This is a genomic window from Aquimarina spongiae, from assembly GCF_900141785.1.
Lineage (GTDB): Bacteria > Bacteroidota > Bacteroidia > Flavobacteriales > Flavobacteriaceae > Aquimarina > Aquimarina spongiae.
Map to the genome: position 1 here is coordinate 36905 of NZ_FQYP01000001.1, position 15648 is coordinate 52552.

Below are 15648 nucleotides of genomic sequence, written 5' to 3' on the forward strand. Positions count from 1 at the left end.
GTTTAGTATTCATTTATGTTTTTCCTTACAATTTCATCTCAAAAAGACAACAATTGGGTTCCTCTTGATAATGTTGAGGTAGTGAGGCGGTATCGGTAAGCTCAAAAATTCCTAAAAATTCAAACCCTGCAGACGTATAGTGCTTGATTAAGCTTTTGTTATTACCCAGTGTATCTAGTCGAATGTATTTCTTTCCATGTTCCTTTGCATGCACCTTGGCCCAGGTAACCAGCGTATGGATGTAGCCATTTCCTCTAAAACTGGGATGATTACAAATTCTATGGATATAGATCCCATCATTTTGATCCCGATCTCCCCATATTTCTTTGTCGGTATAAGCAATTGCCCAGTTGAACACAATTTGCTCGTTTACGACCAACTTCCATTGTCGTCCTTCTTCTATTTCTTGTTGTACAAACGCAGCTTCAAAATAGGGCCATACCACCACATTGTGCTGTATTTGTGTATTCCTGGCGGCTTCGTACAGTTCTAAAATTGCTGGGATATCAGATAGTTCGCAGTTGTGAATGTTCATGGTTTTTAGTTTTAGCAAAGATCGAGGTATTACAAAAAGGGTACAACCCGAAAATTGCTTAGGTAGGGTAAAATTATTAAAATTTTGAAAGTATTTGTTGGTACTATTTAACATTTAGAATTCTTGTAAAAGCATTGTCAATTGCTGTAGTTCTTATATTTTCTATCTTTATATCATCAACCCTTGTAACTGCATAATACCTTAGCAAAAAACAAAATGAAAAAGCCTTTGATTAAATCGATTTCAAAACACGTCAAATTAAGTGCCGAGGAAGAAAATTTAATGGAGACATATTGGAGGGAGAAAATCCTCGAAAAAGGGGATTACTTATTGAGAAATGGAGAAGTTTGCCGAAGCGATAATTATGTGGTTAATGGAATATTAAAGGCTTTTTATATAAATTCTGAAACAGGGAAAGAGGAAATCCTATATTTTGCAATTGAAAACTGGTGGGCAACAGATATTGATAGTTTTCAAAAACAAAAACCTTCTGTTTACAATATTCAGGCCATCGAAAAGACTACATTACTTCAGATTAGCCATAATTCTTTTGAAGAAATGTTGAAAGAAATTCCAAAACTTGAACGCTTTTTTAGAATAATCCTTGAAAATTACATTGGCAGTTTACAGCGCCGAATAATCATTAACAAAGTACTTGACACAGAACAACGATATATAGCGTTTTTGGAAAGTTATCCAAAAATTGCCGAAAAAGCCCCCAACTATCTTATTGCGTCTTATTTGGGGGTTACTCCCGAATTTTTGAGCAGAGTTCGTAAAAAACTTCAAGCATCTTAAACTACATCAATTTTTTTCATTTTTCTAATCCAGAACTTTGTCTCATAATCAAAATTTAAAGAATATGAATAAGGTTTTAATTATCAACGCAAGTGTAAGAAAGGAAAATTCACATAGTCGAAGACTTACACAACTTTTTGAGGATAAATGGAAAAAGAAAAATCCAAAGGATATTTTTACATATCAGGAAGTTGGATTAGAAGAAATCCCACCCATAAATGAAAAGTGGATCGCCAGCGCATTTATAAGACCTCAAGATAGAACCGAAAAAAATCAATCTGGCGTGGCATATAGTAATCAGTTAGTCGAAGAATTTAAGATGCATAATATTTATGTAATTGGAACACCAATGTATAATTGGTCAATTCCTAGCGGACTAAAATCCTATATCGACCAACTTATGCGAATCAATGAGACCTGGAAATTTCGTTCAGGAAAACCCGATGGCAATTATATGGGATTACTCAAAGATAAAAAAATGTTCATTTTTTCGAGTCGTGGGGATTCTGGATATGGGGAAAGTGAAAAAAATGCGCATATGAATTTCCAGACGACATATCTCAAATTTGTGTTCGGAATAATGGGAATAGAGGATATTTCAATACTATCATTGGACAATGAGGAGTTTGGAGGGGAATTATTTGAGAATTCTAAAAAAGAAATCTATAAAAAAATGGAACAGATTTAAAAAACAATAGTAACCATGACTGTTGGTAATAAGGTTTTTAATTCTTGCTGATATCATTTATCATAAAAAAATGTTTTTGCTTTAAATGCAAATCAAAAGTAGTTTTTGTAAATTCAGTATTAGTTTAAAATTGAAAAATTATTCAGTTAAACCTGCTACTTTTTAGATACGCAACGCTAGATAACATTCGATGAAACTATTTTTAATTACTATTATTTCAATGCTATTACTAGTAGGATGTGGTAATGATAGCACAGCTGAAAATGAGAATACAACTTCAAAGTTGGATAACGTCGATTTTATTAGTCAACGGCACTTACATGAAAAGAAATTTGAAGGATTCGATTTCGAAACGGAACAGCAATGGGATAGCCTTAATACTATTTCACCAAAAAAAGTATTGCTCAAAAAAGGAAAAATTCATCCAGCTATACGCACATTTGGTTGGCACATTTATTCCAATGGCTCTTCCTGGAAAAATTATAACTTTTCTATGCTATGGGGTATTTCTTATTTTTCTTATAGGATACAACCGGAAACAGGAAGGTATAAAACTATCCATCAATGGAAAACTACTACTTTGATTGATAGTGCTAAGGCGTCTAATTGTAAAGTATTTCTTTCTATATCTAATTTTGGAAGTGAGAATAATGCTATTTTTCTTAAAAATCCCAAAGCTCAGAAAACTCTTATTGATAGTGTTTCAAATTTATTAGCGCTAAGATCAGCAGATGGTATAAACATCGATTTCGAAGGTGTATCCAAAAAAGATAAAACGAGTTTTACCAAGTTTATTATTGCAATTTCAAATGGACTAAAACAAAAGAATCCAAATTATATGATATCTCTCTGTCTGTATGCAGAAGATTGGAACGCTATTTTTGATATTCCGACGATTGATCTTTACGTAGATTTTTACACTTTAATGGGGTACGATTATTATGGTAGGTTTAGCAAAATTACAGGGCCAGTGACTCCATTTAATCAAAGTCAAAAATTTGGGAAAGGGTTAAAAAACTCTATTCAGTATTACAAAAATAAAGGAGTTGATTTCAATAAATTAATCGTTGGTCTACCTTATTATGGTGCTCAATGGTCTACCAAAAAATCGTTCCCAGGAGCAACGGTATCAAAATTTATAGACCATCCACCTTACAAAAGGATTAAGAAATTCTATATGGATTCATTACAAACTCCAGTACAATTTGATTCCATAAGTTCTTCAACCTATTTGGTTGTTAAAGAAAATGACGACGAATTTCATCAGCTTTTTTTCGAGGATGAAAAATCACTTTCGATCAAATATGATTGGATAAAGAACAATCGATTGAGTGGTGTAGGAATTTGGGCCTTAGGCTATGATAATGGTCATTCTGAGTTATGGGATCTTTTGACTGAAAAATTTTCTAAAGAACAAAATATTGATTTGTACCAGGACAATAGCCCCGATTAAAATATATGTTTATTAAATTTATGTCGAGCTATTTTGACGTTTTCTGATTGAATTTAGAATATGTGGTAGTTCTTTATACAAATACAAAGCGAATATGAAATGGCTGGCGAAAAAAGATTATCTGAATTAATAAAAGGAATGAAGCTCAAACTAAATGATTGAGAGTATGTTTTTTCGTCAATAGACGATATTAGTAAAATTAATCTCAACGATACTATTTGTAAGTTTAATGAAGGAGAAGGAATAACAATAGTGATAGAGAAAGGAAAGGTTGATGAATTGAACTTGGATTCCGAATATGTTACCTCGTGGATCACTCTTATGATTCATTCATCACTGGAAGCCGTTGGTTTGACAGCAATCTTTTCGACAGAATTGGCAAAACACAACATAAGTTGTAATGTCATTGCTGGGTATTATCACGACCATATCTTTGTTGATAAAAGGGATGCGCTTAAAGTCATTGAAGTATCGTCTAAGTTATCCAAAGATGAACAATAAAACTGAAAAGTACGGTAACATTTTGCGCTGCAACAAGACATATATTAAACGATGCAATTGAAACTTGAAACAAACTCGTATTCATGAATTTTGAAAGTCAAATTATCTTTTTCTTTAGTGCTTTAGGAGCATTCAATGGCTTTCTTCTTTCTTTATATTTTGCATTTACCGCAAAGACCAAAAAGTTTTCAAACTATTTCCTTGCTTTCTTGCTTTTGGTGTTAAGCATTAGAATCATCAAATCGGTTTTTTTTTATTTTAATCGGGAACTATCCAATGTTTTCATTCAAATTGGGTTATCGGCCTGTATGTTGATAGGCCCTTTTTTATTTCTCTATCTAAAAAAATATACCAAGAAAGAAAGAATAAATTGGGCAATTCATGTCATACCATTTTTGATAGGAATATCTATTCTTGGAATATTTTACCCTTATGTAGGACATCGAACAATTTGGAGTCGATGGATAGTAAAAGGGATCTATTTTCAATGGTTAGTCTACATTGTTTTATCTTATAAATTTATCAAGCCTACCATACTAAAGTTGAAGACCAAAGACAGACTAAAAAACATTGATATTTGGCTACTAAGTATTTATTTTGGAGTTGGTTTTATTTGGTTAGGATATAACATCGGTGCATACACCTCATATATAGTCGGAGCATTATCATTTTCATTTGTTTTGTATCTAATAGTGCTGTTACTTATTTTTAAAAGTAATAAGCAACCTACTTTTTTTGAAGAAAAGGAAAAATACAAAAACAAAGATATCGAAGATAAAATGTTAGGAGAAATAGAGAGAGGTTTATCAAAAATTGTGGATAACGAACTATTTCTTGACCAGCATATAACTCTTGCAAAAATAGCAGGAGAACTGGGCGTGCCAAAACACATTTTGTCTCAGTATTTGAACGAAAGACTGGAAAAATCTTTTTCGACTTTTATCAATGAGCTACGAGTAGAAAAGGCAAAGGAGTTACTACACAAAAAAACTAACTTCACCATAGAAGGTATAGGTTATGAAAGTGGTTTTAAATCGAAATCAACTTTCTTTACCGCCTTCAAAAAAAATACTGGACAGACACCTTCAGAATACCAAAAAAACATAGGTTTTAGTTCGGTTTTATAAATCCGAACTACTCTTTGGTTATTCTACGTCTATTACTCGATTTCGTTTTTCATATTTGCTCAAAACAAGAGAAATATGAAAAAAAAACTGCTCTATTTTTTAGGTGTTTTACTATTAGTGAACTGCTCAAAACAAGAAAACAATGGGCGTATTCTTATCGTGACTTCAAATCAGCATACCTATGGTAGTAGCAAAATTAATGCTTCAAATCATTTTGCAGAAATAGTTGTGGCGTATGACATTTTTGTAAACAACAACTTTTCGGTCGATGTTATCAGTCCCAAAGGAGGAGCAATCCCGATAGGATATATTTCAACTTCAGACTCGATTCAAAAGAAATATATCTACAACAGTGAATTCATGAATGTCCTAAAAAACACCAAAAAACCTAGTGATATTAATCCAAGCGACTATGTGTCTATATACTATAGCGGTGGTGGAGCTGCAATGTTCGGCGTTGCTGAAAATACCGAAATAAAAAATATTGCAGAACAGATTTACAATCAAAATGGGATCATTTCTGCAGTCTGTCATGGAACGGCAGGAATTGTTAATCTAAAGGATAAACATGGTAATCCGCTCTACCAAAATAAGAGGATCAGTGGTTATCCAGACTTATTTGAAAATAAAGGAGCAACATATTACAAGACATTCCCTTTTTCAATAGAGAAAAAAATCAAAGAAAATAAAGGAAACTTTTTATACTCAGATCAGCGACAAGATAACTTTTACGTAATAGATGAGAATTTTATTACTGGTCAAGATCCATCCTCTACAAAATCTGTGGCGCAACAAGTGGTCAACATTCTAACAAACAAGTAAACACTTTTACAAATGAAAAAAATAATTTTTACAACACTTTTGCTTTTTGCATTCAGTACAGCTAATAGTCAGAAACAGAGTCCATCCGAAATTCAAAAAATCTCAGAAACCATTATGCTGTATATAGATGGTACCGCTAATGGAGAACCCAATAAGTTAAAAAAAGCTTTCCATCCAAAGTTTAATCTCTATTCTGTTACTCAAGAAGATAGTTTACGCGTATGGGAGGGCAAAAACTATATAAACAGGATAAAAGAAGGACAAAAAAGCAATAGAATAGGACGTATTGTTGCAATAGATTATGATCAAAATGTAGCAACGGCCAAAGTAGAAATCATTATGCCTAACCGTAGGGTTGTTACTGATTACTTTATGTTGCTTAAATATCAAGGTACGTGGAAAATCATTCACAAAAGTTATACAGTTAAGAATTTAGTGCAACCATAAAGTACGATATGAAAAAGATAATTTATACCGCCAAAGTTTTGGTCATATTGATATTGTCATCCATTAGCTCTTACGCCCAACAGTTTAATGGTAACAGAGATGATATTGATGTTATCCTTAAAAACACGGCTCAATTTTCTGCCTATGTCATGGCTTCAGACTATCAAGGGATTTCTAATAGTTATACCGCAGATGCTAAGATCTTTCCAAATAAATCCAATATCCTATCTGGAGATTCAATTATAGAATATTGGACTTTACCAGAAGGCATATCGACTCCATATCATAAGATTAGGCAAGAAGAGATTACTATTGTAGGTAATACAGCTTATGATTATGGTTATTACGAGGGAAAAACCAAACACAAAGACGGTAGAATTTCTACTTGGGCAGGTAAATATGTAATTGTTTGGAAAAAAGTGGATGCCGATTGGAAAATGTATTTGGATATCTGGAATTCAACCCCTCAACAGAGTTTACCTTGATAATTAAAAAAATGAAAATCAAAATATTTAGCCTTTTACTATTATCTATTTTCATCGGTTGCAATTTTAAGTCAAAAGAACAGCAGTCAATTGATGAAAAGATTAAAAAAGCTTTAATACAGAATAATGTTCCCAGTCTTTCAATCGGACTTATAAAAAATGGAAAGATAGAGTTGGTAAAAGGTTTTGGATTCGTTTCGAGAACAGACAGCTCCAAGGTTAATGAAAATTCTATTTTTCAAATTGCTTCTCAATCAAAAATGTTTACAGGAATTATCGCCAATAATTTGATACAAGAAGGAAGATTAAATCTTAACACACCAATTACGGAGTATCTTCCAAAAGAAGCTATCAAGCGTTCAAAAAAGACTTTAGAAAAGATAAAATTACGAAATCTCTTGACCCATACATCTGGAATTCCCAGTGATGCTTGTTCGGTATATCGCGAGAGAATCGAGGGAGAAGCATGGCTGAAAGGTTATCCTAAAGACAGGATAATAACAGATTTAAACCAGTTAAAACTAGAGTTTGAACCAAATTCTAAATTTCAATATTCAAATTCAGGCTATGCTATTGTTGGATTTATATGTGAGTATGCTAGCGGATTAATGTATGAAGAACTTTTAAAGAAATATATAACCGACAAATACCATCTCGATAATACTGTAGTAGATTTAAGCAATGAACAGAAATCAATTTTAGTAACACCATACAAAAAAAGCGAAAGAGAAATACAAACCAAAGCTTCTGATATGGGTATGGCAACACCAGCAAGCGCAATTTTTTCGAATGTAACTGATTTGACCAACATTCTTTCCAAACAGATACTCGCGTATCGCAAAAAAGAAATACAAAATCCTTTATATCTTACTTTAAATACATCAAAAATGGATGAGGGTTTGGAATATGGTTTCGGACTTATTAAAGAAACCAAAGGAAAAACCATAAAGTATGGGCACGGAGGAGATGCGGACGGATTTGCCTGCGAATATTTTTTCAATCCAACAGAAAACACAGGTATTGTAGTATTGACATCGAGCGGTGGTCGTTGGGTAGGACAATTAGCAAATGAAATCCTGGAAAGCATAAATTAAGATTAATAATACTAATCTACTTGTAGTGATATAAACAATAAAACTAAATTATCAATATGACCAAATACATTATTTTCATCCTTTCAGTATCTTTTTTGGGATGTAACAACATAAAAAAACAAGAAACTCAACCTCTTTTAGAGTATAATAAAACTATTGATTCGCTAATGCAGATCAGTTATAAGAGAGGAATTTTTAATGGTAATGTATTAGTAACAAGAAATGATTCTATTGTGTATCAAAACTCTTTTGGATATACAGACGGTTCATTAACTACTGAACTAACAAAAAAATCTATCTTCTGTCCTGGTTCAATTGCAAAGGAATTTGTTGCCGTATCTATTATGATGTTAATTGAGAAAGGGGAATTACATTTGGATGATACACTTTCTCAATTTGATTTAGATTTACCAAATTGGTCAGAAAAGGTAACCATCAAGCATCTCTTAAACTATGTAGGTGGGCTTCCTCAAATTGATTATGATAATGTGAAAAACGAGAAAGATATTTTAGAAGATTTACAAGGAGTAACGAGTTTACTATTTGAGCCGGGCACTGATTTTAATTATAATCTTAATAGTATTTTTCTTCAGCAAAAAATTATTGAAAAGGTTACGAAAAAAACGTTTCAAGAATTTGCGAAAGAAAATATTATCATTCCTTTGGGAATGAAAGATGCAGTTTTTGACCCTGATTTTGATTACCCAAATAGAACTAGAAGTTTTGATATCTACAAACAAAATTCGCTTGAAGTTTATATGATAAAAGGTATTTTATGGACAAACATAGAGGATTTAAATACGTGGATTACTGCTTTGCATCATAACAAGCTAATTTCAAGAGAATCCTTAAAAACCCTTTTGAAGAATCAATATTTTGAAAATAAAAAGGCAATTCTAGGAGGTACCGATGATGCATATACTATGCATAGGCATGGTGGAGAATCCTATCAGTTTGGATCAGTTTTCATTAGTGAGTTCGAGAATGACCTCAATGTTATTTTAATGTCTAATCATAAAAATCAGGTTTGGGAAATAGGGCATTCTGTTTTTGATATTATGAAAGACAAAACGTTCATCTTACCTAAAAAATCGATATATAGAGAAATTAGAAAAAAGTGTTTGGATAATATCAATGAAGGGATCCAATATTATTATTCTTTGAAAGAAAGTGATCATGAGATCTATAGTTTTGAAAATCCAAACGAATTGAATAGTCTTGGTTATGATTTGTTGTCTTTAAAAAAGGTTAATCAGAGTATTGCAATATTCAAATTAGCAGTTTCCGAATTTCCTAACAATGCCAATACATATGATAGTTTAGGAGAAGCTTACTTCATAGATAAACAATATGATCTGGCGTTATTAAACTATAAAAAATCGTTAGAACTAGATCCAAAAAACACAAATGCGGAAGAGATGATTAAAAAGATAAAAAACAACATTATAAAATAACGTATGAGGGTTTAAAACCTGGGAGATTTTTCGATAATCTTTCTGGATAGTTTATTTTGTTGTTTTTGATGATTTTTTGGAAGTTAAAAACTCAGTTAATCGCCGAGGTTTTTGTCTAATAATATTTTGGAATAAAATGAGGTAATTATACACCTATCTTGGCAACAATTTTCTAACCCAAGCAACCAATCATCAAAGAAGTGCGTCTATTAAAATAAACAACCTTTTATGAAAAAAATATTATTACTCGCATTACTTATCCTTTCAAATAGTCCTGTACAGGCTCATCTTAACCCAAACTTAACAAGTCCAATTCTCAAAGAAATACCTTTTGATTTCTCTCAAAATCTACCTGTCATAGAAGTAAATATAAAAGGAAACAATTACAGGTTTCTTTTTGATACCGCGGCCGCACATTCCGTTGTATCTGAACATTTATTTACAGAATTAGGCTTAAACGTTATAAAGAAACAATCGATAGCGGACTCTAACAACAACATTACCCAACTAAAGGTTTGTCAAATTGATGCTATGTCCCTTAATGGAATTAATTTTCAAAATAAGCCTGCGGTGGTTACCGCTTTGGATAAATCCTATAAAATTGGGTGCCTAAATATTGATGGTGTTTTTGGTAATGATGTAATGAAAGATTACTTCTGGGGAATCGATTATAAAAAACAAATCATCACACTTACTGATGATAAATTTTTGTTTAACATACCTGAAGAGGCACACGTAATTAAATACAACACAGCAAAACACAGTTTTACACCCAAAGTGGTACTTAAGATAGATGGGAAAAAAGTGAAAAATCTCTCATTTGACACGGGTTATAACAAAAGTATTTTTTTGAACAAGTCTTTTATCAGCGCCCCATTAAATATGGAATCTACAATAACCTATTATGGTTCAAGCGGCGAAGGTCTTTTTGGCGGAGCCAAGCCGAAGACATTTTATAGATCAATGCTAAAAAACGTACAAATAGGAAGCTTAAAGGTCAATAAAGCTTTGGCAACCTTAAATGACGGAAAACCCAGGATTAGGTAATGATTTTTTTAAGGATTACAAGGTCTATCTCGATTTTGAGGATAGTAAAATTTATCTCGTCGGTTATTCAAAATCAGTTGAAGAGAAAGTTTTTAATTCCTTTGGGTTATCATACATCGTTAAGGATAGCAGTTTAAAGATTAATACTATAATTAAGGGCTCAAGTGCAGACAAAAACCAATTAAAAATCAATTACGAAATTTTAGAGATTGATTATTTGACTGTGAGTTCAGAGATAAAAGACAATCCTTGTATTTTTTTAAAAGAAATTTTCAATGAGAAAGAAACGATTTTAGTAAAGTATAAAACACCTGAAGGAACTAAAGGCAGCGTAGTGCTAAAAAAAGAAAAATTACTATAAACAAGCTGTTGCCAACAATGACTATAAACAATTGCTATTACAGGTTTATGCTGAAAATTACGCAGGAATTTTTAGCTTGTCGTGTACTTGCAAAAGTCCGTGCCAACCCACGCAACTGTTCATAGCCGAGACCGTTATAGCTAATTAAAATATAAAAAATGAAAAGGACAATATTTTTAGTATTTATGATTCTATTTCTAATTACGTCAACGGGATTTATGCAATCCAAAGACCAATCGATTAAATTTCATAAAATAGAAATAACAGCTTCATCTATTAATTTGGTAAAATTCAATATAGCTGACACATCAAACACTGCATTTGTACAGGAAACAATTGACGGTAATGGGCGGACTAAGGAATTAAAATTCTATAATTCAAGACACCAATCGACATACACAGGATCTGGGTTTTATGGAGGACCGATAATTCGATATAATTATTCTAATAATACAATTGTAGAAACTTTTTATAGTGATGAAAATCAAATAGCGAATGACTTTAAAACTTCAGAAGTACCTTACCGATTTATATATCACCTGGATGATGCTAAAAACATCAAGTCAATTGAGAAGAAATATATAATGGAATTTGAATGGACTCTAGAAAGCTTGAATGAAACAGTGAAACATTTGGAAGTATACAAAAAGTATGCTTTTGAAGGATCTGAACTGAAAGATGTGTTTGGATATAATTATGCAGTGGGTAAATTAAATGGGATAAGTCCTATGAAAAAATAAAACCCCTGTTAATACAGGGGTTTTCGTCGTGTTTCGCGGAGAAAGAGGGATTCGAACCCCCGGAGGTGTGACCCTCGCCGGTTTTCAAGACCGGTGCATTCGACCACTCTGCCATTTCTCCAGTGTTTGGTCTTATCAGGTATTCCCTGATTGCGGGTGCAAATATAAAACCTTTTTTAATTCTAAAAAGAATATTTTTAAAATAATTTTAGAGGTTTTTACATTCCATAACCTATTGTTGAAAAGATATGCAATGAATTAAGTATCTTGTACGCTCTAAATTAAATAATTGCATGAAAAACACATTAATTCTACTAGGGTCCCTTATTGTTTGTTGTTGTGGGACTTCACAAAAACCTTCTACCACAGATCAAAATACAGAAAGTACACTCGAAAGTAAGAATGAAACGGCTACAAAATACGCAAAGACCATTACAGCCCAAGAACTCAAAACTTATTTGTACACTTTTGCAGGAGACGATTTTGAAGGGCGGGATACTGGAGAACCGGGGCAGAAAAAGGCTGCAGAATATCTTAAAGAACAGTATAAAAAAATGGGAATTCCTTCTCCTTTGGGAGGAGATGATTATTTCCAGGAGATTCCTAAAAGTTATTTCAGGGGAGATATCAAAGCTTCAGAAAATGTATTGGCCTATATAGAAGGGACAGAAAAACCTGAAGAGATCGTTGTGCTATCTGCTCATTATGACCATGTTGGTGTAGATCTAGATGGAAATATATACAATGGAGCCGATGATGATGGTTCAGGTACTGTTAGTATACTTGAAATAGCTCAGGCGTTTATGCAAGCCAAAAAAGATGGCAAAGGCCCAAAGCGTTCTATTCTATTTTTACATGTAACAGGAGAAGAAAAGGGGTTGTATGGCTCTAAGTTTTATACAGAAAACCCAGTTTTTCCTTTAAAAAATACAGTAACTGATCTGAATATTGATATGATCGGTAGAATAGATAAAGCACATGATACTGATGATAAGAACAATTATGTGTACTTGATAGGTAGTGATCGTTTGAGTACAGAATTACACAATATTAGTGAGGAGGTAAACAAAAAGTATATACAATTGGATTTGGATTATACCTATAATGCCAAGAATGATCCTAATCGTTTTTATTTTAGAAGTGATCATTACAATTTTGCAAAGCATAACATTCCTATTATCTTTTATTTTAATGGGGTGCATGAGGATTATCACCAACCTACCGATACTCCAGATAAAATTAATTATGATTTGTTGACCAAACGTGCACAGTTGGTGTTCTATACCGCCTGGGAGGTAGCCAATCGCTCAGAACGTCTTATTGTAGATGGTGCTGATAAAAAAGAAGGGGAATAAGTAAAGTATTTATAAAAGTGAAATCCTTTGATAATTGAAGACAATGATTTAAAAGGACTAAAAACTAAAAAGAGGAGTTCAATTACATTGAACTCCTCTTTTGTTGTCATAATAAGCTAAGCTTTACATACGCTGTAATCAATTAGAACAAATTTTTTGGTGAAATCATTCAGGAAAATTTGGAATACCTACGGTAAAACCGTAATATTGCATAGTCAAAATGCAGAAATTGGGGGAATTACCCTTAACGTAAGCACAGTATAAATAATTGGTGTAGCCCTAACTGCACCTTTTTTTGTGCCCATAGGGGAGCTCTTCTCTTCAAAGATTTACGAATAGATTTTAGTATCTTTAAGCATATCAAAATAAATAGTATGCTTAATCTCACACAATTTAGACCTTTATCCCGAAAAGAACAGATAATTATCAATGGTGGAACATTACCTGATACTAAAGATCACAGTGCAGGTGATTGTAGCGGCTTTGCTGTATTAAACGCAATGCCAGAACCAGGGCGTTATTGCAAGTCATAGTTTACTTTCCTTTTATATATAGCTATTTGCATAGATTTTTTGTGAAATTTTAGTATTCACCCCCTGAATTTTTGGGTAACATAGAGGGTTGCATTAGAGCTATATAAACGACAAAACCCCGCTATAAGCGAGGTTTTTAAAGGCGGGTGGAAGATCGGTCTCGAACCGACGACCTCCTGAACCACAATCAGGCGCTCTAACCAACTGAGCTACAACCACCATTTAATTTTGGTTTGCAAAAATAAAGTATTTCTGTATTTATGCAAACATTTTTTTTAATTAAATTAAGTCAAAAATGGAATCTACTGCTACAGAGCGCTCTACAGTGAAGCCTTCGGCATAGGCTACCCCAATAATTCTGCCTAAATCGGCAGCTCGGTACTTAATACTCTCCATAAAGTTCTTACTGGAGATAGGAGTAGAAGGTTCTTTACTGTTTTCGTCATAAAACTGAGAAGCATAGGCCCGTACACTATCCATTTTTTGATCTATGTAACCACTTACATCCACCACAAAGTCTGGCTCAATGTTTTTCCATTGGATGTAATGATATACCTGTTTGGGTCTCCAAGGAGCTTGTGTTTTGCCATCTACCTGGGTTTCGATCATACGCAAACCGGATAGAAAACAAGAATCACTAGCCAATTTGCTTCCTTTTGCATGGTCGATATGACGATCATCAATAGCATTACAGAGTACAATCTCTGGGCGGTATTTTCGGATCACTTTAATAATTTCCAGTTGATGCTTTTCATCATTGACAAAAAAACCATCTCTGAAGCCTAGATTTTCTCTTATGGTTACTCCCAGTGCCTCTGATGCTTTTTGCGCTTCTGCGGCTCTTATTTGGGGTGTTCCTCTGGTACCTAACTCTCCTTTGGTAAGATCTAGTATACCTACTTTTTTTCCGCGGTCAACTTCTTTGGCTATAGTACCAGAACAACTTAACTCGATGTCGTCTGGATGTGCACCTATGGCCAGAATATCTAATTTTATCATTTAATCTTGAAGTGCTAAAGTTTTTACTTTGTTTAGAGCTTGCTCAATGTCTTGTATTAAGTCGTTTTCTTCTTCAATACCTACACTTAGTCGTAATAAACCGTCATTTATTCCTTGACGCTTTCTTTCTTCTTCAGAAAGTAGAGCATGCGAGGTAAGCGTAGGAGAGAGGATAGTACTTTCTACCCCAGCAAGACTCATTGAACTTTTAATCAATGTCAACGCTTTTTGAAATTGTGTAGCATCCAAATGTGATTGCAATTCAAAGGATAACATTCCTCCAAATCCTTTCATTTGCTTTTTGGCAATTTGGTGATCAGGGTGTGTTGGTAAGCCTGGATAATGCACAGCAGCGATGTCTTCTTGCTCCTCTAACCAGGTCGCAAGTTTCATTGCGTTTTCGTTTTGTTGTTTTACCCGCAAACCTAAAGTTTTGATACTTCTCTCGAGCATCCAAACCGTAAAATCACTTAGGCTTCCTCCAAAGTTTTTGGCAACTTCAAAGATGCGATTCATATGTTCTTCAGTAGAAATTACCGCTCCAGCCAAAATATCACTGTGCCCACCTAAGTATTTGGTTGCAGAGTGAATTACGATATCAATTCCTAATTCGATGGGATTTTGATTTACAGGTGAAGCAAAGGTGTTATCAATCATACTAACAATACCTTGGCGTTTTGCTATAGTAGCAATGGCTTCAATATCGGTTATCGTTAGCAATGGATTGGACGGAGTTTCAATATAAATCACTTTGGTATTAGCTTGGATCTTTTCTTCAAAACCAGCTGCTGTTTGCGTATCCACATACGAAAATTCAATGCCGTGTTTTTCAAACTCTTCATTCACCAGGTTTGCAGTACCTCCGTACAAGGTTCGTTGTAATACGATATGATCTCCTTTTTGTAAGAAAGCAAACAAAGTAGTGCTAATCGCGGCCATACCGCTACCAAAAATTAAAGATGCTTCTCCTTTTTCTAAAGCTGCTATTTTTCTGCATAAAGCTTCCTGGTTGGGGGTATTAAAATACCTTGGGTATCGTTTTACATCAACATCTTCAAAAGCGTAAGAGGTGGATAAATAAATCGGAGAAATAGCTCCTTTAAATTGTTGGTCTTCAATTTCTCCCAAATGGGTGCAAATGGTATTAAAACCTATTTCTTTTGAACTCATAGTTGTTTAGTGCTGTAATTGATTTTGCATCTAAATTAA

17 protein-coding genes, 2 tRNA genes and 1 pseudogene are annotated in these 15648 nt (G+C 33.4%); 15 read left to right on the forward strand and 5 right to left on the reverse strand.

Annotation, left to right across the window (positions count from 1 at the left end; translation table 11 throughout):
* Positions 1 to 25 precede the first annotated feature (25 nt).
* The gene (locus tag BUE24_RS00125; RefSeq protein ID WP_073314353.1) at positions 26 to 535 is read right to left on the reverse strand and encodes a GNAT family N-acetyltransferase; all 510 of its coding nucleotides are present in this window, start codon (positions 533 to 535) and stop codon (positions 26 to 28) included.
* A gap of 216 nt (positions 536 to 751) precedes the next feature.
* Between BUE24_RS00125 and BUE24_RS00130 the strand changes: the two genes are divergently transcribed.
* From BUE24_RS00130 to BUE24_RS00190, 13 genes and pseudogenes are all read left to right on the forward strand, one after another.
* Entirely contained in the window at positions 752 to 1333 is a 582-nt protein-coding gene (locus BUE24_RS00130) for a Crp/Fnr family transcriptional regulator (protein ID WP_073312351.1), read from the forward strand.
* A 64-nt stretch (positions 1334 to 1397) separates the two neighbouring features.
* Complete coding sequence (locus tag BUE24_RS00135; RefSeq protein WP_073312353.1) at positions 1398 to 2021, forward strand: FMN-dependent NADH-azoreductase; 624 nt, start codon at positions 1398 to 1400, stop codon at positions 2019 to 2021.
* Between the two features lie 190 nt (positions 2022 to 2211).
* Positions 2212 to 3474 carry a glycosyl hydrolase family 18 protein gene (locus BUE24_RS00140; protein ID WP_073312354.1) on the forward strand — a complete coding sequence of 421 codons (1263 nt, stop codon included), beginning with the start codon at positions 2212 to 2214 and terminating at the stop codon, positions 3472 to 3474.
* Between the two features lie 174 nt (positions 3475 to 3648).
* Positions 3649 to 3975, forward strand: a pseudogene (locus tag BUE24_RS24190) (ACT domain-containing protein); the annotation flags it as partial.
* 83 nt (positions 3976 to 4058) lie between these two features.
* Positions 4059 to 5102: a helix-turn-helix domain-containing protein gene (locus BUE24_RS00150; protein ID WP_073312356.1), complete on the forward strand. Its 1044-nt coding sequence runs from the start codon at positions 4059 to 4061 to the stop codon at positions 5100 to 5102.
* 75 nt (positions 5103 to 5177) lie between these two features.
* Positions 5178 to 5924: a type 1 glutamine amidotransferase domain-containing protein gene (locus BUE24_RS00155; protein ID WP_073312358.1), complete on the forward strand. Its 747-nt coding sequence runs from the start codon at positions 5178 to 5180 to the stop codon at positions 5922 to 5924.
* Positions 5925 to 5936: 12 nt separating this feature from the next.
* Positions 5937 to 6371 carry a nuclear transport factor 2 family protein gene (locus tag BUE24_RS00160; protein ID WP_073312360.1) on the forward strand — a complete coding sequence of 145 codons (435 nt, stop codon included), beginning with the start codon at positions 5937 to 5939 and terminating at the stop codon, positions 6369 to 6371.
* Between the two features lie 8 nt (positions 6372 to 6379).
* A complete protein-coding gene (locus BUE24_RS00165) occupies positions 6380 to 6856 on the forward strand; it encodes a YybH family protein (RefSeq protein ID WP_073312362.1) in 477 nt (158 codons plus the stop codon).
* An 11-nt stretch (positions 6857 to 6867) separates the two neighbouring features.
* Positions 6868 to 7950, forward strand: a complete 1083-nt coding sequence (locus tag BUE24_RS00170) for a serine hydrolase domain-containing protein (RefSeq protein ID WP_073312364.1) — start codon at positions 6868 to 6870, stop codon at positions 7948 to 7950.
* A 56-nt stretch (positions 7951 to 8006) separates the two neighbouring features.
* Entirely contained in the window at positions 8007 to 9404 is a 1398-nt protein-coding gene (locus BUE24_RS00175) for a serine hydrolase domain-containing protein (protein WP_073312366.1), read from the forward strand.
* Between the two features lie 228 nt (positions 9405 to 9632).
* Complete coding sequence (locus BUE24_RS00180) at positions 9633 to 10451, forward strand: retropepsin-like aspartic protease (protein WP_073312368.1); 819 nt, start codon at positions 9633 to 9635, stop codon at positions 10449 to 10451.
* On the forward strand, positions 10426 to 10812 hold the full coding sequence (locus BUE24_RS00185) for a hypothetical protein (RefSeq protein WP_073312370.1): 387 nt from the start codon (positions 10426 to 10428) through the stop codon (positions 10810 to 10812). The genes BUE24_RS00180 and BUE24_RS00185 overlap by 26 nt, the downstream gene beginning before the upstream one ends.
* A gap of 158 nt (positions 10813 to 10970) precedes the next feature.
* Positions 10971 to 11552 carry a hypothetical protein gene (locus tag BUE24_RS00190; RefSeq protein WP_073312372.1) on the forward strand — a complete coding sequence of 194 codons (582 nt, stop codon included), beginning with the start codon at positions 10971 to 10973 and terminating at the stop codon, positions 11550 to 11552.
* Positions 11553 to 11588: 36 nt separating this feature from the next.
* On the opposite strand, the gene BUE24_RS00195 is transcribed toward BUE24_RS00190, so the two are convergent.
* A tRNA-Ser gene (locus BUE24_RS00195) sits at positions 11589 to 11673 on the reverse strand.
* A 172-nt stretch (positions 11674 to 11845) separates the two neighbouring features.
* Between BUE24_RS00195 and BUE24_RS00200 the strand changes: the two genes are divergently transcribed.
* Positions 11846 to 12907, forward strand: coding sequence for a M28 family metallopeptidase (locus BUE24_RS00200; RefSeq protein ID WP_073312374.1), 1062 nt, complete (start codon positions 11846 to 11848; stop codon positions 12905 to 12907).
* A 374-nt stretch (positions 12908 to 13281) separates the two neighbouring features.
* On the forward strand, positions 13282 to 13440 hold the full coding sequence (locus BUE24_RS23780; protein WP_170864523.1) for a hypothetical protein: 159 nt from the start codon (positions 13282 to 13284) through the stop codon (positions 13438 to 13440).
* 144 nt (positions 13441 to 13584) lie between these two features.
* Here the strand turns inward: BUE24_RS23780 and BUE24_RS00205 are convergent.
* From BUE24_RS00205 to BUE24_RS00215, 3 genes are all read right to left on the reverse strand, one after another.
* Positions 13585 to 13660 (reverse strand) — tRNA-His (locus tag BUE24_RS00205).
* A 59-nt stretch (positions 13661 to 13719) separates the two neighbouring features.
* Positions 13720 to 14436: a bacillithiol biosynthesis deacetylase BshB1 gene (gene bshB1, locus BUE24_RS00210; RefSeq protein ID WP_073314355.1), complete on the reverse strand. Its 717-nt coding sequence runs from the start codon at positions 14434 to 14436 to the stop codon at positions 13720 to 13722.
* A 3-nt stretch (positions 14437 to 14439) separates the two neighbouring features.
* Positions 14440 to 15609, reverse strand: a complete 1170-nt coding sequence (locus BUE24_RS00215; protein ID WP_073312376.1) for a trans-sulfuration enzyme family protein — start codon at positions 15607 to 15609, stop codon at positions 14440 to 14442.
* Positions 15610 to 15648 lie beyond the last annotated feature (39 nt).